The following is a 23,093-nucleotide window of genomic DNA, read 5'->3' as shown; positions in this document are numbered from 1 at the left end:
AAACTATGCTATTTACATTAGCCTGGCGAAATATCTGGCGCAGCCGCAGGCGCACCTTCATCACCGCTGCTTCTATTCTCTTTGCGGTGCTGTTCGCTTCCTTTATGGACTCCCTGCAGCGGGGCGCCTGGGACAATATGATTAGTAATGTGGTCAATTATTACTTTGGCTACGTGCAAGTGCACCAAAACGGCTACTGGGAGGAACAGTCCATCGACAAAGCCTTTCTACTGGTAGACTCACTGGATAAAATCAGTATGGTAGAAGGGGTGGAAGCTGTACTGCCCCGCCTGGAATCCTTTGCTTTGGCCGCCGCCGGGGAAACGACATCGGGTGTCTTAGTAGCCGGTATTCAGCCGGAGGTGGAAAATGAGATGACCGATCTCCGAAGCCGTCTTGTGGAAGGGCAATACCTCTCGGAAGATGATGAGGCGGTGCTGGTGGCGAGTGGCGTAGCCGAAAAACTCAGGCTTAAGCTAGGCGATACGCTGGTCCTTATCAGTCAGGGGTACCACGGCGTAAATGCGGCCGGGAAATATCCGATCAAAGGCATTGCCAAATTCGGCTCTCCTGACCTCAACAAACAAATGGTCTACCTGCCTTTGCCCGCTGCGCAGTACTTCTACGGCGCTCCGGGCATGGCGACCTCCCTGGCCTTGAAGCTGAATAACCAGGATGCTATCGTACCGGTGGTGCACACCTTGCGTACGCAACTGGATACGAGCGTGTACGAAGTCATGGACTGGGAAGAACTGCTGCCCGACCTGGTGCAGGCCCGGGAGCTGGATACTGCTGGGAATGTCATCGTCTACTTTATTCTGTACATGATCATTGCCTTTGGTATTTTCGGTACCATATTGATGATGAGCAAGGAACGGGAATACGAATTTGGCGTGCTGATCTCTATTGGGCTGCAACGCTGGCAGTTGGCGCTGTCGGTCTGGATTGAAGTGATACTACTTGGCTTGCTCGGTGCTTTGGCAGGCATCCTGCTCAGTATGCCGATTGTGTATTACTTTAAAGTCAACCCCATCCGGTTTGGGGGCGAAATGGCCAGCTCGCTGGAGAAATTTGGCTTCGAGCCTATTTTCCCGGCCACCTTCGATATGCAGATTTTCCTGACGCAGGCGCTGTATGTGTTCATCTTGACGGCTGTGCTGGCGTTGTACCCGATTTTCAAAATCCGCAAGCTTCAGCCAGTACAGGCGATGCGGGGCTAACCCAAAAAAGACAAACCTTATGATACCAATAATGGCATGGCGGAACGTTTGGCGCAGTCCCACGAGGAGCTGGGTGGTGATTTCCGCAATTGCGCTGGGCATTTGGGCGGCGCTTTCGCTCACCGGCTTTGCCACCGGTATGATGAAGAGCTACGTCAACAGCGCTATCGAAAACAGTGTAGGGCATTTGCAAATCCACGCTCCGGGGTTTACGGAAGAGTATGACCTGAAGTACCAGCTGCCGCTGGCCTCCGCACTGGAAGGCCACCTGCAGGTTTTACCACAGCTGCAAGCTTACAGCATGCGTACGGTGGTTAGTGGCATGGCTTCCTCCAGTCAGGGGGCGCGGGGCGTGATGGTCAAAGGCGTAGAACCTGAGCAGGAGGCAGCAGTCAGTGCCATCAGGGAGAAACTGGTAGACGGGGAGTTTTTCCCGGAGATGCGGGGCAATGGTGTACTGATCGGCCAGGAGCTGGCCAAAAAGCTCAACCTGAAACTGCGCTCCAAACTGGTGCTGACTTTTCAGGGGCTTGATCGTGAAATTACGGCTGCGGCCTTCCGTGTGGTGGGTATTTTTGATACGGGCAATACCCCCTTTGACGGCGGTACCGTTTTTGTGGAACGGGAAGACCTCAACCGCCTCATCGTGCCCCAAACGGATACTACTACCGTGCAGGCTGAGTTGGTATATGAAGTGGCTCTTTTGCTGCATGACGTCAATGAAGTGGATACTGTAGCCGCTCTGCTGCAGGGTGCCCTGCCCGGGCAGGAAGTCAAAACGTACCGGGAAGTTTCGCCTGACCTGGAGCTTTACGAATCACAGATTCAGAATGTATCTATAATTTACCTGGTGGTTATCTTGCTGGCGCTGGTCTTCGGCATCATCAATACCATGCTAATGGCGGTGCTGGAGCGTATCAAAGAGCTCGGCATGCTCATGGCTATCGGTATGAACAAATTGCGGGTGTTCTCCATGATCGTTCTTGAAACAGTTATCCTCGGGGTAGTGGCTACGCCTATCGGGCTACTGCTCGGCTACCTGACGATCAACTACGTGCGGGAAAACGGCATTAATATGTCCGCTTACAGCGAAGGCATGGCGAGCTATGGCTTGTCTCAGGTCATCTATTTCGATGTGGAGCCCGGGGTGTATGTCCAAATGGCAATTGGTGTATTCCTCACGGCCATACTGGCGGCCATTTATCCGGCCCTCAAAGCCATCCGCCTAAAGCCGGTAGATGCCCTACACAGCTTTTAAAACAACCAGAAAAACAACAATAACATGGCTGTCATCACCACCAAAGGCGTTGAAAAAGTCTACAACCCTGATAAAATACCGGTCAAAGCGCTCAAGGGCGTCGACCTTGAAATTGAAGCCGGCGAGTTTACAGCAATTGTCGGGCCTTCGGGTTCCGGCAAGACCACCCTGCTGAACATCATCGGCGGGCTGGACCGCCCCACTGCCGGTTACGTGGAAGTCGGGGGAGAGGATATCTCTCAGATGTCAGACAATACCCTGATTGATTTCCGGAAGGAGCACATTGGCTTTGTGTTCCAGGCCTACAACCTTATACCGGTGCTTACCGCCCGGGAGAATGTAGAATTTGTGATGCTGTTGCAAAAACGCTCCAGGGCGGAGCGCCACGCCCGGGCTGACGAGCTGCTGAAAGCGGTAGGACTGGAAGACAAAGTGGACAAGCGGCCGGCGGAACTTTCCGGGGGGCAGCAGCAACGCGTCGCGGTAGCGCGCGCGCTTGCGCCTAAGCCCACCTTTATTCTTGCCGACGAGCCCACAGCCAACCTCGACTCTGCGTCTACCGCCAATTTGCTCGACATCATGGCCCGCCTCAATCAGGAAGAAGGGGTCACCTTTGTTTTCTCTACTCACGATCAACGGGTGATAGACCGGGCAAGGCGGGTGGTAACGCTGGTAGACGGAAAAATTGACGAGGACCACCACCGGTAACCCAACCCTAAACTGCATATACCATGAAACGCCTACTGCTACTGATAATGCTGGGGCTAAGCCTGGCTCACTTGCAGGCGCAGGAAGAACCGCGCAACTGGACCGTCAACGGCTATGTGAAAAACATGCAGACCCTGCTCTTTTTCAACGATGCCTATCCGGATTTGTCGCAGGGGCAATTGGTCGATACCTTCTTTCAAGACAACCTTATCCACAGCCGCCTCAACTTCCGCTGGTACCTGGATAAGAACTGGACGGTACGGGCTGACCTGCGCACCCGGGTCTTTTACGGCAGCTTCGTGCAAGCCACACCTGGCTACGGCAATCTGGTAGATGATGCCAACAACGACTATTTTGACCTCTCCCAGGTAATATTGAACGAGGATGCCTGGGTCATGCATACGATGCTCGACCGCCTGTACGCGGAGTACGTCAACGACAAGCTGGAAATCCGCCTGGGGCGGCAGCGCATCAACTGGGGCATCAGTACGGTCTGGAACCCCAACGATATCTTCAACGCATTTGCTTTTACGGATTTTGACTACGAAGAACGCCCCGGCAGTGATGCCCTGCGGGTGAAGTACTACACGGGTTTTGCTTCAAGTGTAGAGATCGCTGTAGGTATGTTTGATGACTTTAATGAAGCCACGATTGCCGGCCTTTGGCGCTTCAATCAATGGTCCTATGACTTTCAGGTGCTGGCCGGTTACACCCGGGGCGATCTGGCGCTGGGCGGTGGCTGGGCGGGCAATTTGGGCGGTGTGGGCCTAAAGGGGGAGCTTACCTATTTCCTTCCGGTGGAGGAACAGGGCGATGACGCTGCCTTTGCAGCCACCCTGGGGCTGGACTATTCCTTTTCCAACTCCCTGTACGCCAGTCTGGGCTACCTGTACAACAGCGAGGGGGGCATTCGCAATAGCATCACAGGCTTATTTAGCTTCGAGCTTTCTGCCCGCAATTTGTACCCCTACCGGCATGCGCTGTTTGTACAAAGCTCGTACCCGGTTACCCCTCTGTTCAATGCCGGGTTGGCAGCCATCTACAGCCCGGTGGACGTGCATGCGCTTTTCTTTAACCCGAACCTGACCTATTCCATACGTGCCAACTGGGATTTAGACCTGATCGGGCAGATCTCCTTTGATCAGGAAGCGGAAGGGTACCGCAGCCCACTTCAGGCCGTGTTTTTACGTTTGAAATGGAGTTTCTGAGGCTTGCCAGGGCCGCACTTTTCGGGGCCGCGCTGCATTAATCTCATAAGAAACCGTTAAGTGGGCTTAAAAACGAACTGTAAGGCGTTTCTGCATTAGAAAAAGCGGCAGAATTTGCGTATTTTTGCAAGATGAGCACAGAAAATATGAGTGAACAAAAAAAGCCCCAAAAAGGGGACTACGGTGCCTCGAATATTACGGCACTGGAAGGATTAGAGGCGGTGCGTAAACGCCCGGGTATGTACATCGGAAGTACAGACACCAAAGGGCTCCACCACCTGGTTTGGGAGGTGATTGACAACTCTATTGACGAACACCTCGCCGGTTACTGCAATCTTATTGAAACCATTATTCATACCGATAACTCCATCACTGTAAAGGATGATGGCCGGGGCATCCCGGTTGATATGCACACCAAGTTGCAAAAATCAGCTTTGGAAGTGGTTATGACCGTCCTGCACGCTGGTGGTAAATTTGACAAAGATACCTACAAGGTCTCCGGTGGTTTGCACGGTGTGGGGGTATCTTGTGTGAATGCCTTGTCTATGGACCTGCGCGCGGAAGTGCACCGTGATGGCAAAGTGTATGAACAGCATTATAAGAAAGGAAAGCCTCAGGGTGATGTCAGTGAAATTGGCACGACCGACAGTACAGGAACATTTATCACGTTTAAGCCGGACTCTGAGATATTCCACATGCTGGAGTACAGCTACGTTACGCTTGCCAATCGTTTGCGGGAGCTTTCCTATCTCAACAGTGGCCTGACCCTGACCCTGAAGGATGAGCGGGTGACAGACGAAAAAGGGGCGCATCCAACCGAAACCTTCTATTCAGAAGGCGGGCTCAAGGAGTTTGTCAAAAACCTGGATAAATCCCGTACGGCACTGATTGACGCGCCTATCCATGTGATCGGTAAAGAGGAGAATGTGGAGGTAGAAGTGGCCTTGCACTACAATACTTCTTTTACAGAGACCATTTACTCTTACGTCAATAATATCAATACCCGTGAAGGCGGTACGCACGTCAATGGCTTCCGCCGCGCTGTCAACCGGCTGTTCAAGCAATACGGGGAGGATAACGGCATGTTCAAAAAGCTGAAGTTCAACATTTCCGGGGAAGACTTTCGGGAAGGGCTGACTGCTGTGGTGTCTGTTAAAGTCCCGGAGCCGCAATTCAAAGGGCAGACCAAAGGCGAGCTGGGCAATTCGGAAGTGACGGGCATTGTGTCCCGCTGCGTAGGTGAGGTACTCGGCCATTATTTGGAAGAGCACCCACAGGCCGCCAGAAAAATTGTTGATAAGGTAATCCTTGCTGCTACGGCCCGCCACGCTGCCCGCAAGGCACGGGAGCTGGTGCAGCGAAAAAATGTACTGACAGGCACCGGGCTACCCGGCAAACTGGCCGACTGTGCTTCCCGGAGCCCGGATGAGTCTGAGCTCTTCCTGGTGGAGGGCGACTCGGCAGGTGGAACGGCTAAGCAGGGCCGTGACCGCCGTTTCCAGGCCATCCTTCCGCTAAGGGGTAAAATCCTTAATGTGGAAAAGGCAATGGAGCATAAGATTTATGAAAACGAGGAGATCAAAAATATGTTTACGGCTCTCGGCGTATCCATTGAGGAAGCCGAAGATGGCGAGCGTAAACTGAATATGGAAAAGCTGCGCTATCACAAGATCGTCATCATGTGTGATGCCGATGTGGATGGCAGCCACATTGTGACGTTGATCCTGACCTTCTTCTTCCGCTACATGCGGCCACTGGTGGAAAATGGCAATATTTACATTGCCACACCACCGCTCTACCTGGTCAAGAAAGGCAAGCAATTCCGTTATTGCTGGACAGAGGACGAGCGCAAGGAAGCCGTTGCGACATATGGAAAAGGAGAGAATGACAGTGGCGTAAAAGTTCAGCGCTATAAGGGTCTTGGTGAGATGAACGCCGAGCAGCTCTGGGAAACCACGATGGACCCGGACACCCGCATCCTGCAGCAAGTCTCTATTGACGATGCACAGGTCGCCAACGACATCTTCTCTATGCTGATGGGGGATGAGGTGCCGCCGCGCCGCGCCTTCATCGAAGCGAATGCGAAGTATGCGAACGTTGACGTGTAAGCGGAGTCCAAGGTTGAAAACGTGGTGTTGGGGTCTTTGAGATTCCGGCGCACGGTGCGCACCTTCATCGAAGCGAATGCGAAGGTATTCGGATGTGGACCTATCAGATAGGTACAACAAATGATCAATAATAACCGCCCGTTCCAAGGTGTTAATCCGTGGAGCGGGCGGTTTGGTTGATGTATAGTCTCAGAGCATGTTTGGAGCTCGTTACTATTGCGAATCAACGCTTTATGAACCCCGCAGAAATGCGGGGCAAGCTCTGACTTCCCAACACGCTCTAAACCTCGATCTGGAGTTGGGCAGCCATTCCCGGCGGTAAAATAAAGATAGACGTGCCTGCCACCATTCCCGGTCAATGTCAAAGTCATTACCTACTATCTGGCGGGCCTCAAAAAAGTGGAGGATATCGAACCGCCCGCCATGGCCATGACTGCCAAAATAGTTAGCAGCACTCCAAACCATCTCTAATTACAACTGCGCCCTCCCAAAAGTCTTCTCTGGGCGTGGTAGACAAGATCTGGCCTAAGAAAATATGATTAGACCTGGCGAGGGCAACTACCTCGTCTTTGTAACGGGCCCGCTGAACAGCCCCGGGCTCTGCACACCGTTCTTTGGGTAAGGCAAATGTGCCGTCATTACAAAACCAGCGGATATCCTTGTAGGGGCCACGCGGGTCCTTTTTATATTGGGCTATACGTTCTTTGATCACCTGGTCCTCTATTTTTTGGGCATCTGCCGTGTAGCAGGTACTTAGGATCAGGGCCAGGGTAAATATCAACTTTTGCATTATTGTACAACTTTGGGATTCTTAAAGATACACCTAAAAACAACGAGGTGGCAGATTTTTCATCACTTAGAGCAAACGATAGTTGATATTCAAAGGGTTGTGGTTATGGCTAAATGGAAAAATGCACGTTTGGCGGAGCCTGCCCCGCAGAATGCGGGGTCACATAAGTATTTTTCCATGACGTCCCGCATCCTTGCGGTATTCACAACACTTTGGTTATCAGCAGAAGCGCTCCTCCAAACATGCTCTAATCTAAAAATGCAACCCGGGCGGCAAGCACAAGGGCTGCGATGTACTTTTTTTTAAGAAAAAATTGCTATGTTACTCTTTTGATTTTTGGCTTTCCGGCGAAAAATCCGCATCATCAAACTTCGGAGCAGCATCTCTTCATAAAATAGACTTGATGCGTCGGGGATTATTACAGGGGTAAAACAGCGCTTTTCTTCCCACGCTATGCCTTTTTTATTCAATTAGCTCAGGCTAAGCTCCTGAAATCCCGGTAATTACCGGGACGTGTGGTTGAAAATAGCTCATTTTTCCCACTGCACTGACCCGACGCTTCAGGTCTGGTAAGAAATACCTGCTTTATGTGAAGAAATCCACCTATGGAAATTAAAAATAATTATATGGTAGCTATGCTTTGGGGATTCGTCCTGACGCTTGTTTATTGCCAGCCTGCTAATGACAGAGCCGCCGATCAGGCAACGGGGCTGACACTCGACCCAAACTTTTCCTTCAACTACCGCCTTGACGACCCGGACCAGGCATTCAATCTGCCCCATGAACTGGAGGAAATTTCCGGGCTCGGTATTTCAGAAGACGGAAAGGAGATGGTAGCTGTACAGGATGAAGACGGCGTGCTCTTTTTTATCAACCCCTACAACGGCGAAGTGGTAAGAGAGGCCAAGTTTTGGAAAGATGGCGACTACGAAGGCGTGGAGTGGGTTGGCAATACGGTCTATGTCGTTAAAAGTACCGGCACGATTTACGAAGTTATCAATCCGGCGCACGCAGAACAGCAGGTAGAGAAATACAATTTCTTCCTTAATGATGATAATGATGTTGAAGGCTTGGCTTACGATAAAGCCAACAATCGCCTGTTGCTGGCCTGTAAAGCACAAGCCGGGCACGAAGTGGAATACCCACATAAAAAAGGGATTTACGCTTTTGACCTAAGTACTAAAGTCATGGTAGAGCAGCCGGTTTATTTTGTTGATGCTGACTCCGTGCGCCACTACCTGGAGCAGGAGCCTGCCATCCGGAAACTGGAAAAGCTGGTGGAGTTTTTTGACCCGGAGGAGGCGTTTGGGTTCAGCCCTTCGGCCATTGCTATACATCCGCTTACCGGGCATTTGTACATTACCTCTTCGGTAGGCAAGATGCTGTTAGTCCTGGATACCACCGGGCGCATCTTGCACATCGAAAAGCTCAGCAAAAAAGTACACCCGCAGCCGGAAGGTCTGTGTTTTGCCTCCAACGGTGCTCTATACCTCTCCAACGAAGGCAAAGGCGGAACCCCAAAGTTATACCGGTTTAACTATAAACCCCGGGATTAAGGCGGTGGTGCAAGAACCTCTTCCACTTTAGGGGTGTTATTCCGAGATATATAGCAAACTATATAAGTCAAGGCCAGAAAAGGTGCGTTGAGCTTGTTTAAGTGCTGTATAAACCTGATTATTGTGGTGCTTTTGGCAGCACGAAGGCAGAAACTCTTTCATAACCCAATATACCCACGGCCCTTATGAGCGTAGTAGAAATGAAAGTCCCCACCATCGGAGAATCCGTCACAGAGGTGACCCTTTCTCAATGGCTGATTGCGGACGGCGACTATGTCGAACTTGACCAACCTATTTGTGAATTCGAATCCGATAAAGCCACGCTCGAATTCCCGGCAGAAGCCTCTGGCAAGCTGATCCACGTAGCGGCAGAAGACGATGACCTGGAAATCGGTGCGCTGGTCGCCAAAATTGATACGAGCGTCAGCAAAGAAAGTGGCGGTGGTGATGCACCAAAGGCGGATGCCCCTGCCAAAGAAGAGGCGCCAAAACCAGAGACTGCTACCTCAGCGCCTGCAGAAGCTTCCGAAAATGAAGACAGCTATGCCGCCGGACACCCTTCTCCTGCCGCCGCTAAAATTTTGAAGGAAAATAATATTGACCCTAAAGCGGTCAAGGGTACAGGCAAAGATGGCCGCATTACCAAAGAGGATGCGCAAAAAGCGGTCGAAGCTAAAAAGCAGGCCCCTGCACCAAGCCCGGCCCCTGCAAAAGAAACACCCAAAAAAGAGGACGCACCCAAGCAAGTCGTCTTCTCCTCCGCTAAAGACTTTAGCCGCGAAACCTCTTCCAGGAAGATGAGCCGCATGCGCCGAACCATCGCCAAGCGCCTCGTAAGCGCTAAGAACGAAACGGCCATGCTGACCACCTTTAATGAGGTCGACCTCACTGAAGTCATGAAGTTGCGCAAAACCTATCAGGACCGCTTCGTGGAGAAATACGGCATTAAGCTGGGCTTTATGTCGCTTTTCGCCAAGGCCTGCGCCAAGGCACTCATGGAGATGCCGGATGTGAACGCTAAGCTTGATGGTGATAACCTGGTCCACCACGATTATGCGGATATTTCCATTGCGGTTTCCACACCCAATGGGCTGGTCGTGCCTCCGGTACACAATGCGGAGTCCCTGTCCTTTGCAGAGATCGAATACAAAATCAAAGAGCTCGCTACTAAAGCCCGCAACGGCAACCTTACGCTGGAGGAAATGTCAGGGGGTACCTTTACCATCACTAACGGTGGTATCTTCGGTTCCCTGTTGAGCACGCCTATCCTGAATGAGCCACAGTCGGCCATCCTGGGCATGCACGGCATCAAAAACCGCCCAATGGCGATTGATGGGGAAGTAAAAATCCGCCCGATGATGTACCTGGCCCTGTCTTATGACCACCGCGTGGTGGATGGCAGTACATCCGTTACCTTCCTCGTGAAGGTGAAGGAATACATCGAAGATCCGGTGAGTATGCTGCTGGACCTGTAGCCGCTTGTCCACCCTGATTACAAAAAGCCCCCGTCAGCGTTTGCTGGCGGGGGCTTTTGTGTATCGGGTTAGACAAATTATCAGTCTTCCTTGATGGCCTGATACAGTACCTCGTGCAATCGGGGGCGTATGTTGAGTTCGTAGAGCTTCCGGTTCTCCCGGGTAGGGTAGACGCGGTTGGACAGGAAGACGAGCAGCAGGCCGCTTTCCGGGTCTGCCCAGGTAAAAGTGCCGGTGTAGCCGCTGTGGCCAAAGCTGGAAGGACTGGCTGACTTGGCCACGTAGCTTCTGGTGGAGTCGTACTCCAGCATGGGTTTGTCAAAGCCCAGGCCCCGCCGGTTGCCCTCTTCACTGTACTGGTAGCGGGTAAACTCTGCTACGGATGCTGAGTCGATCAGTTGCTCTCCGGCAGCACGGCCATTATTCATATAGAGGTGCATAAGCTTGGCGAGGTCATTGGCATTAGCAAACAAACCGGCGTTGGCAGAAATGCCGCCCATCATAGCAGCCCCTTCGTCATGTACGTAACCATGCAGCTGTTGCATACGAAAGAACGTATCCCGTTCGGTAGGCACAATGCGGGATTTCGTAAACGCCTCCAACGGGCGGTAGCCAAGGGTAAAGGCGCCCAGGCGGTGGTAGAAGTTTTGGTCGAGGTATTCGGTATAGGCAGTGCCGGTCAGGTCGGCTACAATCTCGGGTAGCAGGTAGAACAGCAGCCCCGAGTACACGTAGCCAGGCTCCTCGTTCAGGGGCGACTTTTTGATGGCTTTGTAGATGCGCTTTTTGTACTTGCGGTGCAGCCAGAGGTTGTCGGTCACATAGATCGGAAAGCGCTTCGACGAGTCCGCTTTGAAGGTGAACCACCGGAAACGGCCGTCGTTGATACGCTCTTTATCCCATTTTTTTTGCCAGGGGTAGCGGCTGTGCCCTCTCAGCGTGCCTTGCCAGTACGGGATCCAGGGGCGTAGGCGGGCGTGGTGCGCCAGCATAGACCGGAATGTCAGATCGCCTTTATTGGAGCCTTTGAATTCGGGCATGTAGGTTTTTAGTGGCGCATCCAGGTTGAATTGGCCTGCTCCGTGCAGCTTCATCAGGGCCGGCAGGGCAGAACTGATTTTCGTGACAGAAGCGAGGTCGTACAGGTCGTCTGTCTTGACAGCCTGAGTACGGTCAAAAGTATGGTGCCCAAAGGCTTTGTGGTAAACCACATTGCCATGCCGGGCGACGAGCACCTGTGCCCCGGGGTAAGCACCTTTGGCAATGCCTTCCTCAACGATGGCAGCGATGCTGTCTTCCAGTATAGCCTGATCGATTTCGGCATAATCGTAGGGCGTATAGCGCAGGTGTTCTCCACCGGGGTAGGTGTAGCCGTCACCGGTGCGCAGGTTCGTACCCCGCAGCCCGCCCCGGAGTTTGCCTTGGGCGGCAACGGCTCCCATGACAATTTGCGCAGCCACCACCGTGCCCATATCTTCGTGAGAAGGCGTGATGAGCATGCCCTGTGCATTGCGCAGGAAAGGCATCACCTGTAAGATGCTCCCATCTCCGTTGATAAATACGATTGACGGCAACTGGTCAATGATGGGTTGTATGAAGTCTTTGTAGTTGTACACGGCCGGCACCTGCCCGGCAATAGCGATATCTTCCAGCTCAATAATGAACAGGTTGAAACGGTTGCGTTGCTCGGCCAGCCACTCTTCCGTGATGTCGAATGGTACTTCAACCGGCGTAACCGGAGCATAGTTATTGAGGGTTTTCAGGAAAGGCCCCGTCTGTAGCTTCCCGAAACTCAGGTGGGCGATACGCAGGGTGTCGAGCCGTTGGAGCGGCAGCAACCCTTCTTTGTTCATGAGGACCGTAGTGGCCCGTTCCGACCGCTTGAAAGAGAGGCTGGCTATTAAATCTTCGGAGGGCTGCCCGGTCAGGAACAGCGGGAATGCTGAAAAAAGAAAAGCAAGTAGAAGTACCCGTTGCATTTAAGTTTATATTTTGTACTATTAATTTTAGAGCGTGTTGGGACTTTTGTCTTCTAGTCGAAAACTAACCCTTTTTTGGTTAGACGAGGCACGAAAACCCGAGTTTAGCCTTAGCTGAATAGCCTGTCCCGCAGTTTGCGGGAAGGATTTTCGGGACGAAGTATAAGCAAAAAAGTGTCCCGGTGCACAGGGACAGACCGATTACTAAAGTCCCAACACGCTCTTACTGCAACAAAAGTACACATCTGAACTCCAATTCCCATGAAGCAATACCTGCCCTTATTATTCCTTTTTTGTGCCACCTTGCTCAACGCTCAGACCAGGCAAGAAGACAAGCAGCTGGAGATCCTCTACCGCATGCTGCATGAATCTGAAGTTTTTAGTGAAATCTTTACAGGATTTTCCCTCTACGACCCGGAGCAAGAGCGGTTCCTGATGGAAAAGGACGCCGGTAAGTACTTCACGCCGGCTTCCAATACGAAAATACTGACGCTTTACACTGCGCTCAAAGTGTTAGGGGATTCTATACCCGCTTTCCGCTACGCCACTACCGGAGATTCCATGATCATATGGGGTACCGCTGACCCTATGTTCCTCCACCCTGATTTACCGGCAGATGCTACAGGTTTTTCACTTCTGCAGGATACCTCCTGCCAATTGTTTTTTAGTGCGCACAATTATAAAGATGAGCGTTTTGGGCCGGGCTGGGCCTGGGACGATTACAGCTATGGGTTCCAGCCAGAGAAGTCTTCCTTTCCGTTATATGGCAATCAGGTCTACTTCTACCGGACTGAAACAGGTGAAGGTATTCAGGCTTATCCGGGCTACTTTGAGCGGCAGCTGGCATACAATCCAAACATAGGTGGCAACTGGCCGAGTATTCTGAGAGCAGAGTCCGGTAATACGTTTGAGTTTAACGACCCTGCCCTTTCGGGGTTCCCCTTTGAGCAGTTCCGCCCCTTCAATGTCACGCCTCAGCTGATCACACAGCTCCTGACGGACACGCTCAATAAGCCGGTAGGGGAGCTGGACCTGACACATCTGCCCCCTATGCCCGTGAAAACGCACCACCGGGTTCTACCTGACACCCTTTACCGCAAGCTGATGCAGGATAGCGACAACTTTATCGCGGAGCAGTTGCTGCTGGCTTGCTCTGAGAAATTGTTTGGCAGCCAAAGTACCGCCGATGCCATTCGATATGCACAGGATAGCCTGTACCGTGCCCTGCCGGATCGTCTGCTGTGGCGCGATGGTTCCGGCTTGTCCCGGTATAATCTTTTCACGCCCCGCACGATGGTAGGGGTATTGGACCTTATACGGCAGGAAAAGCCGGCCGAATGGCGGCACAGCGTTTTTGCCACAGGCGGTGTATCGGGCACTATCGAAGATTTGTACGCCGGGGCAAAAGGCAAGCCCTACCTCTTTGCCAAAACCGGTACGCTGAGCAACAAACACTGCCTGAGTGGCTACCTGATTACGAATACCGGGAGGGAGCTCATTTTTAGCTTTATGAACAACAACTACGTGCAGGGCACTGCACCGGTCAAAAAGGAAATGCAGCAGGTACTGGAGTACATCCGCGACCAATTCTGATTAGAGTTTATTAATGTAGGTTTTGTATAGGCCATGAATCAAGGTTTTTGTCAGATCAAAACCTGTCCCGCCAAATAGCGGAAGAGCAACGAAGAGCAGGACGAAATTTGGCAAGAGCAGCCCAAAGGGTGAAATCTCAACAACCTCTAAGGTGAGGACGTGATGCAGAGCTGGCGGAAAAGATGATTCAGGGGCGTACAAAATTTTCGTTCATAAACTCTATTTGTTAAACCCGGGCAACGGGCGTATATTTCCACGAAAAATGACCAGCGACTACGGTTTTCTTTCTCTTCTGCCCCCGGTAATTGCGATCGTTTTGGCTATACGTACCAAACAGGTGTACGTTTCCCTGCTTTTTGGTATTTGGCTGGGCTGGATGATCATCGATGGGTTCAACCCGATTCAGGGCAGCTTCGATACCGTAGAGGCGCTGGTGGATGTATTCAGAGAGCCAGGCAATACCCGGACCATTATGTTCTGTGCCCTGGTTGGGGCGCTGATCATTTTCATTCAGCGCTCGGGTGGGGTAGAAGGCTTCATCAGGCATGTCAACCGGCTGTTGCACCACTACGAGCAAAAGCAACGTGGCAGCAACCGGATTATCGTACAATTCCTGGCCTGGCTGACCGGTCTTTTGATTTTTGTGGAATCCAGTATTTCCGTTTTGACGGTCGGCGCTTTATACCGGCCGGTTTTTGACAAGCTGGGCATTTCCCGGGAAAAGCTCGCCTATATAGCCGACAGCAGTTCCGCCCCTTCGAGCATTATCATTCCATTCAATGGCTGGGGAGCATTCATTATGTCTCTACTTGTAGCCGAAGGTTTTACCGATCCGTTTGCGACGATGATCCGGGCCGTCGGGTACAATTTTTATCCTTTCCTGGCGCTGCTGCTGGTGTTGTTTGTTGTATTTACAGGTAAGGATTACGGGCCGATGCGGGCTGCAGAACGGCGGGCACGGGAGGAAGGCAAGCTGCTTAATGACGGTGCCCAGCCCATGATTTCTGATGAACTCACTGATGTGGAAACCATGCCGGGCGTTGAGCCACGAGCCCATAATATGATCCTGCCTATCCTCATTATGGTCTTCATGATGCCGGTCATGCTTTCCGTAACGGGTTGGGAAGGCGCGATGGAGCGGATGCCGGAAGCCTCCTTCTTTAAGAAATTCACTTACGCGATTGGGCAGGGCTCCGGTTCTACCTCGGTACTGATCGCGGTGATTACCTCCACGCTGAGTGCGATGGTGCTCTACCGTGTGCAGGGCATCATGAAGTGGAAAGAGATGATCGACCTCACGCTGAAAGGTATCTCTGGCATGATGCCGCTGGCGCTGTTGATGATGTTTGCCTTTGCTATTGGCGCGGTATGTAAAGAACTGGGGACCGGGCAGTACGTTGCTGATGTGGCAAAAGCCTGGCTGTCGCCTAGTTTTGTACCCTTGATTGTATTTCTGGTGAGTTGTTTTATTGCTTTCTCCACCGGGACCTCCTGGGGCACTTTCGCCATCATGATTTCCATAGCCGTACCTATGGCTAAGGGCATGGGGGCGGATGTGTACATGACGATTGCTGCTGCATTGGGCGGCGGTGTATTCGGTGATCACTGTTCGCCCATTTCTGATACCACGATCCTGTCGAGCATGGCTTCCGCTACGGACCACATTGACCACGTGCGCACTCAGTTGCCATATGCGCTTACGGCTGGCGGTATTGCCGCCCTGTTCTATCTCATTATCGGTTTGGTGGGATAGTGCGAAAACCATCTGGCTTATGCGCTGTTAGCCCCATTACTATGCCTGTTGACCCTTGGATTAAGACTGGTCAGGATTGGTTCGAACAGCAAGGCTGGAAAGCGTTTCCTTTTCAGTTGGAAGCTTGGCGTGCCTGTCTTGAAGGCTACAGTGGACTGGTGAATGCACCTACCGGTAGTGGTAAGACCTATTCGCTGGCGATCCCGATTTTACTGGAATGCCTGCGGGCTCAATCGGTAGATCCGGGATACGGCAAAAAGGGGCTGCAGGCGATCTGGATTACTCCCATCCGGGCGCTGACCAAGGAAATTCAATCGGCCATCAACCGGGCAGCTCAGGACTTGGGGCTGGAATGGGAAGTAGCTATACGCAGTGGGGACACGAGCTCCAGCGACCGGCAAAAACAAAAGCGGAAGCCTCCGCAGGTACTGATCACTACGCCCGAAAGCCTGCACCTGCTGCTGGGCAGCAAAGGGTACCCTGATTTTTTTGGAGGCCTGCAAACGGTCGTTGTTGACGAATGGCACGAGCTGATCGGCTCCAAGCGGGGTGTACAGATGGAGCTGGCGCTGTCCCGCTTCAAAGGCTTCCTGCCTAAGCTAAAGGTATGGGGCATTTCGGCCACGATTGGCAATATGGATGAAGCGGTCGCTGCTTTGCTGGGCAATACGCCCCCGGAAGCCTGCCGGATTGTGCGGGCGGATATCCCAAAAACGATAGAGATTGAGTCTGTCCTGCCCGATGAGGTAGACCACTTCCCCTGGGCTGGGCACCTGGGCATCAAGCTGGTGGAAAAAATCATTCCCATCATCAATCAAAGCCAGACCACCCTCATCTTTACCAATACCCGGGCGCAGTGCGAGATTTGGTACCAGAAGCTACTTGATGTAGCCCCTGAACTGGCAGGTATTATTGCTATGCATCACGGGTCTATCAGCCGGGAGCTGCGGGATTGGGTGGAAGATGCCCTGCATGAAGCCCGCCTGAAAGCAGTGGTTTGTACGTCAAGCCTTGATTTAGGAGTGGATTTCCGGCCGGTGGAAACCATCATTCAGATAGGGAGCCCGAAGGGAGTGGCGCGTTTTATGCAGCGGGCAGGCCGGAGCGGTCATCAGCCGGGAGCGGTCAGTAAAATCCACTTTGTGCCTACTCATGCCTTAGAGCTTATCGAAGCGGCTGCTCTGCGGCGGGCCATTGCCGAGGGAGAACTGGAAAGCCGGCTGCCTTATATTCGTTCATTTGACGTACTTGTGCAGTACCTGGTTACCCTGGCGGTTTCCGAGGGGTTCCAGCCTGCAGAGATTCTGCCGGAAGTGCGGGGCACTTTTGCTTATGCGAGCATCACGGATGAGGAATGGGCCTGGTGCCTGGATTATATCCGTTCGGGCGGGCAGGCTTTGCAGGCGTACGATGAGTACAACAAAGTGGAAGTGGAGGGAGGGCTTTACAAAGTCAACAGTCGGCGGGTAGCCATGCGGCACCGTTTGCAAATTGGCACCATTACCAGTGATGCATCCCTTAAGGTGAAGTACGTCGGGGGTAAGTTTATCGGCACGGTGGAGGAGTGGTTTGTGGCGCAGCTCAAGCCAGGCGATAACTTTTGGTTTGCGGGCCGCAGCCTGGAGCTGGTACGCATAAAGGACATGATGGTACAGGTGAAAACGAGCAAGAAAAAGAAAGGTAAAGTTCCGGCCTGGCTGGGCGGCAAGTTGCCGCTGTCTTCTCAATTATCTGCTTCCCTGCGCTTCAAAATGGCACAGTTGAGCCGGGCCGAGCTGACGGATGTGGAGCTGGAGTGCCTCAGTCCACTTATTGAGACACAAGCGTCCCGCTCCCGGGTCCCAAAGGAAGGGGAGCTACTGATGGAGTACTTCACAAGCCGGGAGGGGCACCATTTATTGGTGTACCCCTACGAAGGCCGGTTTGTCCATGAAGGCATGGGCGCACTGATTGCCTATAGGATTTCGCGCCTGACGCCCATTAGTTTTTCCATAGCGATGAATGACTACGGCTTCGAGCTGCTGTCTGATACGGCCATTCCGATAGAGGATGCCCTGGCCGCCGGGCTGTTTAGCACCACCAACCTGCGGGAAGATATACAGGCGAGTATCAATGCGGCGGAGATGGCTAAGCGCCGCTTCCGGGATATTGCCAGTATTGCCGGTCTGGTCTTCAAGGGGTACCCCGGGAAACAGAAAAAAGAGCGGCACCTGCAATCGAGCTCACAGCTGTTTTTTGAAGTATTCAATGATTACGAGCCGGGAAACCTGCTGCTGATGCAAGCCTACGAGGAAGTCATGGCATTTCAGCTGGAGGAAGCCCGCTTGCGCACCGCCCTGAACCGGATAGGGCAACAGGAGATGGTGCTGACCCGTCCGGGCCGGTTCACGCCTTTCGCGTTCCCCATTATTGTGGACCGCCTGCGGGAACGCCTCAGCAGTGAAAAGCTGGCCGACCGTATACAGCGCATGAAGCTGCAACTGGTGAAAGATTAGGATTTGCCGGGTGGACGTCGGATTTTCCGGGCGATGGCCCAATGAAAAATAGTATCTTCCTTGCGGAAGATTAGCCCACTAAATATTAACGAAATGCAGAAAAGACTTTTACTCACAGGAATACTGGCGCTAGCCGGTTTAAGTATTATCGGTGCACAGGATTACTCCAGCTGCGATGGCGAGCGTTACCGGCAGGATGTTTTTGATGCGGTGGATATAACAGCAGCCATACAGTTTGGCTCCAACACCACGATTGGCGGTAACGCACAAAACCTGTTCATGGATGTGTACGAGCCAGCCGGTGATACGGCTCAGGTCCGGCCTACTGTAGTCATGGCTTTCGGCGGCGCCTTTGTGGCCGGTCAAAGGGAAGACCTGGACGACTTATGCCGCACCCTTGCACGGAAAGGTTATGTATCCGTCACCATCGACTACCGCTTGTTTGATCAATTCATTCCGCTAGACTCCAACCAGATGCATGATGTGGTAGTCAAGGCTATTGGCGATATGAAAGCGGCAATTCGGTACTTGCGTGAGGATGCTGCCACCTCCAATCAGTTTCGGGTAGATACCAACCTGATTTTTGCCGGAGGCATTTCTGCTGGTGCGATTACGGCGGCTCATGTAGCGCACCTGGACGAGACGGACGACATTCCGAACTACTTGCAAAACATCATCGCCAATAACGGCGGCATTGAGGGGAACAGCAGCAACAATTATCAGTACAGCTCCGATGTAGCCGGGCTGGTCAATTACTCCGGAGCCCTTAAGGACGCTCGCTTTATAGATGCAAATGACCCGCCACAGCTTAGTGTGCACGATGAAGGAGACGGTATAGTGGTGTATGGGAATGGCGTTGTTTTTGCCGGGCCTATCGTTGTGGTTTACCTAGAGGGCAGCTACAGTATGGACCAACAAGCGCAGGCGGTAGGAGTGGAAAGCCGTTTGATCACTTATCCTGGTAACGGGCACGTGAGCTACTTCACCAATAATGCAGACCAATACCAGGCTGAAGTAGAAACCGCCACAGCGGATTTTCTGGCAGACCAGATTTGTGGCGAAATTTCTGGTACGCAAGCCCTGCGCCCTGCGCTTTCAGCCCGTGCATACCCTAACCCTTTGCCCCGAAATCAACCACTCCGGATTAGAGTAGAGGGGTATAATGGCCCGTTGCAGTTGCAAATATTTGGTATGAGCGGGGCACCGGTGGCACAGCAGGCCCTTTCCGGCGGCAGAGAGGAAGCCCTGAGCTTACCACCTTTGCCAGCTGGGGTATACATATTGGAGTTGCGGGCTGCCGGGAATCAGTTGGCACCTGTTCGGCACCGGATTGTGATTCAGTAAAGCCAATGGTGGAAAACCTAAGCCAAATACAAGGTATTTACCGGTATGAAAAGGAGGGGCAGCACTTTTGGCTGCACCCTTTTCGTGCCGCGTATTGGGAAGAGGAAAAAATACTTCTGATTGCTGATTTGCATTTAGGTAAGGTCCAGCATTTCAGGAAGGCAGGCATTGCGGTACCCGCCTCGGTAGGGCAGGAAAACTGGGACCGGCTCATCAGCCTGCTGTGGGATTTTCAGCCGGAGCGCGTCCTTTTTTTGGGTGACTTATTCCACAGCGAGTACAATAGGGACTGGGAGGAACTCAGGTCGTTGACGCAGCAATTTGGAGCGATCAGTTTTGAGTTAGTAGAAGGGAACCATGATATACTTTCGCCCGAGACTTACCGGGCAGCGCGCCTACAGGTGCACGAAGAGCCCTACCGTATAGGCAGGTTTCTACTCTCTCATCACCCGATGGAAAAAGTGCCGGAAAGTAGTTATAATCTGGCCGGGCATATTCATCCCGGGGTGGTTTTGGGAGGAATGGGTAGACAACGCATGCGCCTACCCTGCTTTTGGTTTGGGAAAGTGCAGGCACTGATGCCTGCTTTTGGCGCATTTACCGGAACGGCAGTTGTGAAACCCAAGGCAGGAGACGAGGTGTTTGTCCTGGCCGAAGAGCATGTGGTACAGGTCTGCTAGTTTTTAGATTTATTGTTGATGGCATCTCGGAGTTTGGCAGCGCTTTCGTAATCTTCCCGCTCCAAAGCACGGTCGAGAAAGGTTTCCAGCTCCTGTCTGGAGTACTCATGTAGGGGCTTATTGGGGTCCGGGCGGATGGGAGCAGGCTCAGGCTCAGGCTCTTCCCCTTCGTAGATGATTTCTGTTTCATCAGCCGGGAGGGCTGCTTCGGAAAGCACAGGCTCGTATGTGTAGATCGGGCAGCCAAAGCGGACAGCCATTGCTATAGCGTCTGAAGACCGGGCATCAATAGAGAACTGCTGTTGCGCAGCATCCTCACATTGGAGCGTGGCATGGAAAACCCCCTCTTCAATACGGTCAATAACTACTTCTTTAAGCGCTCCCTGGAAAGCCGCGATCGTGTTTTTTAGCAGGTCATGCGTCATAGGTCGGCCTACGCTTATGCCTTCAAGACCAATAGCGATAGCTTGGGCCTCGTAGGGCCCGATGACGATCGGCAGGCGGCGTGACTCTTTGCCGTCTTCGAGTATGATGATGAAGTGCTCAGGAGTAGAGTCGCTTTTGGCCTGACCTAGTATTCGGAGTGGTATCTTATCCATGGATGTGCGCTTTTCTAGTCTAGTACCTATCTATACAGCCACGGAGCCCGTTTGTTGCACGAGAGGCAGGTTGTGCCGAAAATTGGGCTATTCTCTAGCACTCGGGCACCTTTATGGAGATATTTACTGCCAGGCCACCCTGAGAGGTTTCCTTGTATTTATGATTCATGTCCTGAGCGGTTTCCCACATCGTTTTGATGCATTCGTCGAGATGGACTTTGGCTTTTTCCGGATCGCTTTCCAACGCAATATTGGCAGCTGTGATCGCCTTGATGGCTCCCATGCTATTGCGTTCAATGCAGGGTATTTGCACCAATCCACCGATGGGGTCACAGGTGAGGCCGAGGTGGTGCTCCATCGCAATTTCTGCCGCCATAAGAGCCTGAGCAACAGTGCCGCCCAGCCCTTCGGTCAGTGCTGCTGCTGCCATAGCCGAAGACACACCGATTTCCGCCTGGCAGCCGCCCATGGCTGCCGAAATGGTTGCTCCTTTTTTGAATAAGCTGCCAATTTCCCCGGCCACCAGCAGAAAGCGGACGACGTCCTCGTCGGTGACTTGTTCTTTTTCAGAAAAGCAGGCGTAGTACATCAGCACCGCGGGTATTACTCCTGCAGCGCCGTTGGTAGGGGCTGTCACAATACGGCTGAAACTGGCATTTTCTTCGTTAACGGCCATAGCAAAGCAACCGATCCATTTTAGGATTTTAGAAAACTTGAAATCGCACTGAATCATGCACCGCAGCCATTCATCAGCGTTGCTGTAGTCGCAGGGGAGTACCAATTTTTGAAATAGGGCCGGTGCGCGCCGGGTCACTTCCAGTCCTCCGGGGAGCATGCCCTCTTCGTGGCAGCCCCGGTAGACGCAGTTGCGCATGACCCCCCAAATCTTTAAAAGCTCCTGCCTGATTTGGGGTTCAGGGCGCCAGGTTTTTTCATTTTCCAGGACGACTTGCCAGATGCCGACGCCATGATTTGCGCAGTACCGGCTAAGCTGCCGGGCTGAGGTAATGGGGTGTGGGAGCTGTACTTCATCTGTTTGGAGGGTTTCGCCTTCTTTTACCACAAAACCTCCGCCTACAGAGTAGTAGGTCTCTTCCAGGATTGCGGCACCTTCCTCAGAAAAGGCGAATAGGGTCATTCCGTTAGCATGGGCGGGCAGACGTTCATCATAGTGGAAAATGAGGTGTTGATCCGGGTTGAAGCCAATGGAGTGCTGCCCGGCCAGGCACAGCAAATGCTCTGCGTGTATGCGGTCAGGCTCAGCTTTAACCTCAGGAAGGGGAATGGTGACCGGATCCTTTCCGCTCAGGCCCAGCATAACCGCAATATCTGTACCGTGCCCACGCCCGGTCAGCGCAAGCGAGCCATAAAGGTGGCATTCCACTTTGGCGACTTGTGGCAAATGTGCCTCATGGACAAGCGTACGGGCAAAGCGCTCCGCTGCGCGCCAGGGTCCCAAAGTGTGCGAGCTGGATGGGCCCACCCCGATTTTAAGCATATCAAATACGCTGATTGCTTCCATGGTTTTGGTTTGGTTAGGTAGCTTGCTTTGTCTACTTGTGGTAACAAGCCTTAATTCATTTGCGGAAGCAAAAGTCGGTTAATTCCCGAACATCCGAAAGTAAAAGTGCCGGGATTCTTCTAAACGCGATCATTTAGGACCAGGCTAGCCTTTAGTCTGGTCAAGGCTACGTAGTATGGCTTTAACTTTCTCTGGAGTGATCTCCAGGAAATCGGCTATTTCCTCTACAGTGTAACCCTTCGAGTGTAATTTTTGGACGAAGGTTTTTTGAAGCTCTTCACGTTCCTCTTCACGCCCTTCTTCGCGCCCTTCCTGCAGGCCCTCTTCCTTGTACTGCCGGGCCAGCTCAGTTAATATACGCTCACGGATGCCGAATGGCTCTTTTTTGCCTTCGACTAAATCGATGAGGTGATCCAATTGTAGTTCTGTTTCCATATGCTCAAAGCTTAGGTAAAACTTAATGAAGTCCATGACGCGGGAAACTTTTTGCCGGTTGTGCCCCGCTTTCAATAATCTTTTAATTAACGTTAGTTTCAATTCCAAGAGTTCCTGGTCCGGGCGTTTTTGGAAACTCTCCCAGGCCAGTTCCAGGGCAATTGAAAAAGGGTTGTCCGGTGCTTTCTGAAAATCTGCAGCCGAACAATTCCTTAGAGCGTGTTGGGACTTTGCTTTTGGAGCGAACGCAGCCAAATTTTGTTCTGATCAAGGCGTGATGAGGGAACATAGCCTTAGCTACGTGACCGAAGAACAACGAAGAGCAGGACAAAATTTGGCAAGAGCAGCCCGAAGTGTAAAATCCCAACAC

17 protein-coding genes are annotated in these 23,093 nt (G+C 52.4%); 12 read left to right on the top strand and 5 right to left on the bottom strand.

The window, feature by feature from the left end:
* The first annotated feature begins 5 nt into the window (after positions 1-5).
* The 5 genes from RIC19_RS16875 (at position 6) to gyrB (ending at position 6,502) form a co-directional block, all read left to right on the top strand.
* Positions 6-1,220, top strand: a complete 1,215-nt coding sequence (locus RIC19_RS16875) for an ABC transporter permease (RefSeq protein WP_350179521.1) — start codon at positions 6-8, stop codon at positions 1,218-1,220.
* Between the two features lie 31 nt (positions 1,221-1,251).
* The gene (locus RIC19_RS16870) at positions 1,252-2,478 is read left to right on the top strand and encodes an ABC transporter permease (RefSeq protein WP_350179520.1); all 1,227 of its coding nucleotides are present in this window, start codon (positions 1,252-1,254) and stop codon (positions 2,476-2,478) included.
* A 24-nt stretch (positions 2,479-2,502) separates the two neighbouring features.
* Positions 2,503-3,186 (top strand): ABC transporter ATP-binding protein, encoded by a 684-nt coding sequence (locus tag RIC19_RS16865; protein ID WP_350179519.1) that lies wholly within the window; start codon positions 2,503-2,505, stop codon positions 3,184-3,186.
* Between the two features lie 23 nt (positions 3,187-3,209).
* A complete protein-coding gene (locus RIC19_RS16860) occupies positions 3,210-4,394 on the top strand; it encodes a hypothetical protein (RefSeq protein ID WP_350179518.1) in 1,185 nt (394 codons plus the stop codon).
* A gap of 146 nt (positions 4,395-4,540) precedes the next feature.
* A complete protein-coding gene (gene gyrB / locus RIC19_RS16855) occupies positions 4,541-6,502 on the top strand; it encodes a DNA topoisomerase (ATP-hydrolyzing) subunit B (RefSeq protein ID WP_350179517.1) in 1,962 nt (653 codons plus the stop codon).
* 445 nt (positions 6,503-6,947) lie between these two features.
* Here gyrB and RIC19_RS16850 read toward each other — a convergent pair whose 3' ends face one another.
* Positions 6,948-7,292, bottom strand: coding sequence for a hypothetical protein (locus RIC19_RS16850; RefSeq protein ID WP_350179516.1), 345 nt, complete (start codon positions 7,290-7,292; stop codon positions 6,948-6,950).
* A gap of 605 nt (positions 7,293-7,897) precedes the next feature.
* Between RIC19_RS16850 and RIC19_RS16845 the strand changes: the two genes are divergently transcribed.
* Positions 7,898-8,848, top strand: a complete 951-nt coding sequence (locus RIC19_RS16845) for an SdiA-regulated domain-containing protein (protein ID WP_350179515.1) — start codon at positions 7,898-7,900, stop codon at positions 8,846-8,848.
* A gap of 185 nt (positions 8,849-9,033) precedes the next feature.
* Entirely contained in the window at positions 9,034-10,323 is a 1,290-nt protein-coding gene (gene odhB / locus RIC19_RS16840; RefSeq protein WP_350179514.1) for a 2-oxoglutarate dehydrogenase complex dihydrolipoyllysine-residue succinyltransferase, read from the top strand.
* An 80-nt stretch (positions 10,324-10,403) separates the two neighbouring features.
* On the opposite strand, the gene RIC19_RS16835 is transcribed toward odhB, so the two are convergent.
* The gene (locus RIC19_RS16835; RefSeq protein ID WP_350179513.1) at positions 10,404-12,302 is read right to left on the bottom strand and encodes a serine hydrolase domain-containing protein; all 1,899 of its coding nucleotides are present in this window, start codon (positions 12,300-12,302) and stop codon (positions 10,404-10,406) included.
* Between the two features lie 261 nt (positions 12,303-12,563).
* Between RIC19_RS16835 and RIC19_RS16830 the strand changes: the two genes are divergently transcribed.
* From RIC19_RS16830 to pdeM, 5 genes are all read left to right on the top strand, one after another.
* Complete coding sequence (locus RIC19_RS16830; RefSeq protein WP_350179512.1) at positions 12,564-13,895, top strand: D-alanyl-D-alanine carboxypeptidase/D-alanyl-D-alanine-endopeptidase; 1,332 nt, start codon at positions 12,564-12,566, stop codon at positions 13,893-13,895.
* 262 nt (positions 13,896-14,157) lie between these two features.
* Positions 14,158-15,648 (top strand): Na+/H+ antiporter NhaC family protein, encoded by a 1,491-nt coding sequence (locus RIC19_RS16825; RefSeq protein WP_350179511.1) that lies wholly within the window; start codon positions 14,158-14,160, stop codon positions 15,646-15,648.
* 41 nt (positions 15,649-15,689) lie between these two features.
* Positions 15,690-18,143, top strand: coding sequence for a ligase-associated DNA damage response DEXH box helicase (locus RIC19_RS16820; RefSeq protein WP_350179510.1), 2,454 nt, complete (start codon positions 15,690-15,692; stop codon positions 18,141-18,143).
* 93 nt (positions 18,144-18,236) lie between these two features.
* Positions 18,237-19,487 carry an alpha/beta hydrolase fold domain-containing protein gene (locus RIC19_RS16815; RefSeq protein WP_350179509.1) on the top strand — a complete coding sequence of 417 codons (1,251 nt, stop codon included), beginning with the start codon at positions 18,237-18,239 and terminating at the stop codon, positions 19,485-19,487.
* A 5-nt stretch (positions 19,488-19,492) separates the two neighbouring features.
* The gene (gene pdeM, locus RIC19_RS16810; protein WP_350179508.1) at positions 19,493-20,167 is read left to right on the top strand and encodes a ligase-associated DNA damage response endonuclease PdeM; all 675 of its coding nucleotides are present in this window, start codon (positions 19,493-19,495) and stop codon (positions 20,165-20,167) included.
* Here the strand turns inward: pdeM and RIC19_RS16805 are convergent.
* From RIC19_RS16805 to RIC19_RS16795, 3 genes are all read right to left on the bottom strand, one after another.
* On the bottom strand, positions 20,164-20,766 hold the full coding sequence (locus RIC19_RS16805; RefSeq protein WP_350179507.1) for a bifunctional nuclease family protein: 603 nt from the start codon (positions 20,764-20,766) through the stop codon (positions 20,164-20,166). The genes pdeM and RIC19_RS16805 overlap by 4 nt on opposite strands.
* 94 nt (positions 20,767-20,860) lie before the next feature.
* Positions 20,861-22,288 carry an L-serine ammonia-lyase gene (locus tag RIC19_RS16800; RefSeq protein WP_350179506.1) on the bottom strand — a complete coding sequence of 476 codons (1,428 nt, stop codon included), beginning with the start codon at positions 22,286-22,288 and terminating at the stop codon, positions 20,861-20,863.
* A 144-nt stretch (positions 22,289-22,432) separates the two neighbouring features.
* Complete coding sequence (locus RIC19_RS16795) at positions 22,433-22,759, bottom strand: hypothetical protein (protein WP_350179505.1); 327 nt, start codon at positions 22,757-22,759, stop codon at positions 22,433-22,435.
* Between the last annotated feature and the right edge of the window lie 334 nt (positions 22,760-23,093).

The organism is Phaeodactylibacter sp., assembly GCF_040219495.1.
Lineage (GTDB): Bacteria > Bacteroidota > Bacteroidia > Chitinophagales > Saprospiraceae > Phaeodactylibacter.
This window is presented reverse-complemented; position numbering and strand designations above follow the sequence as displayed.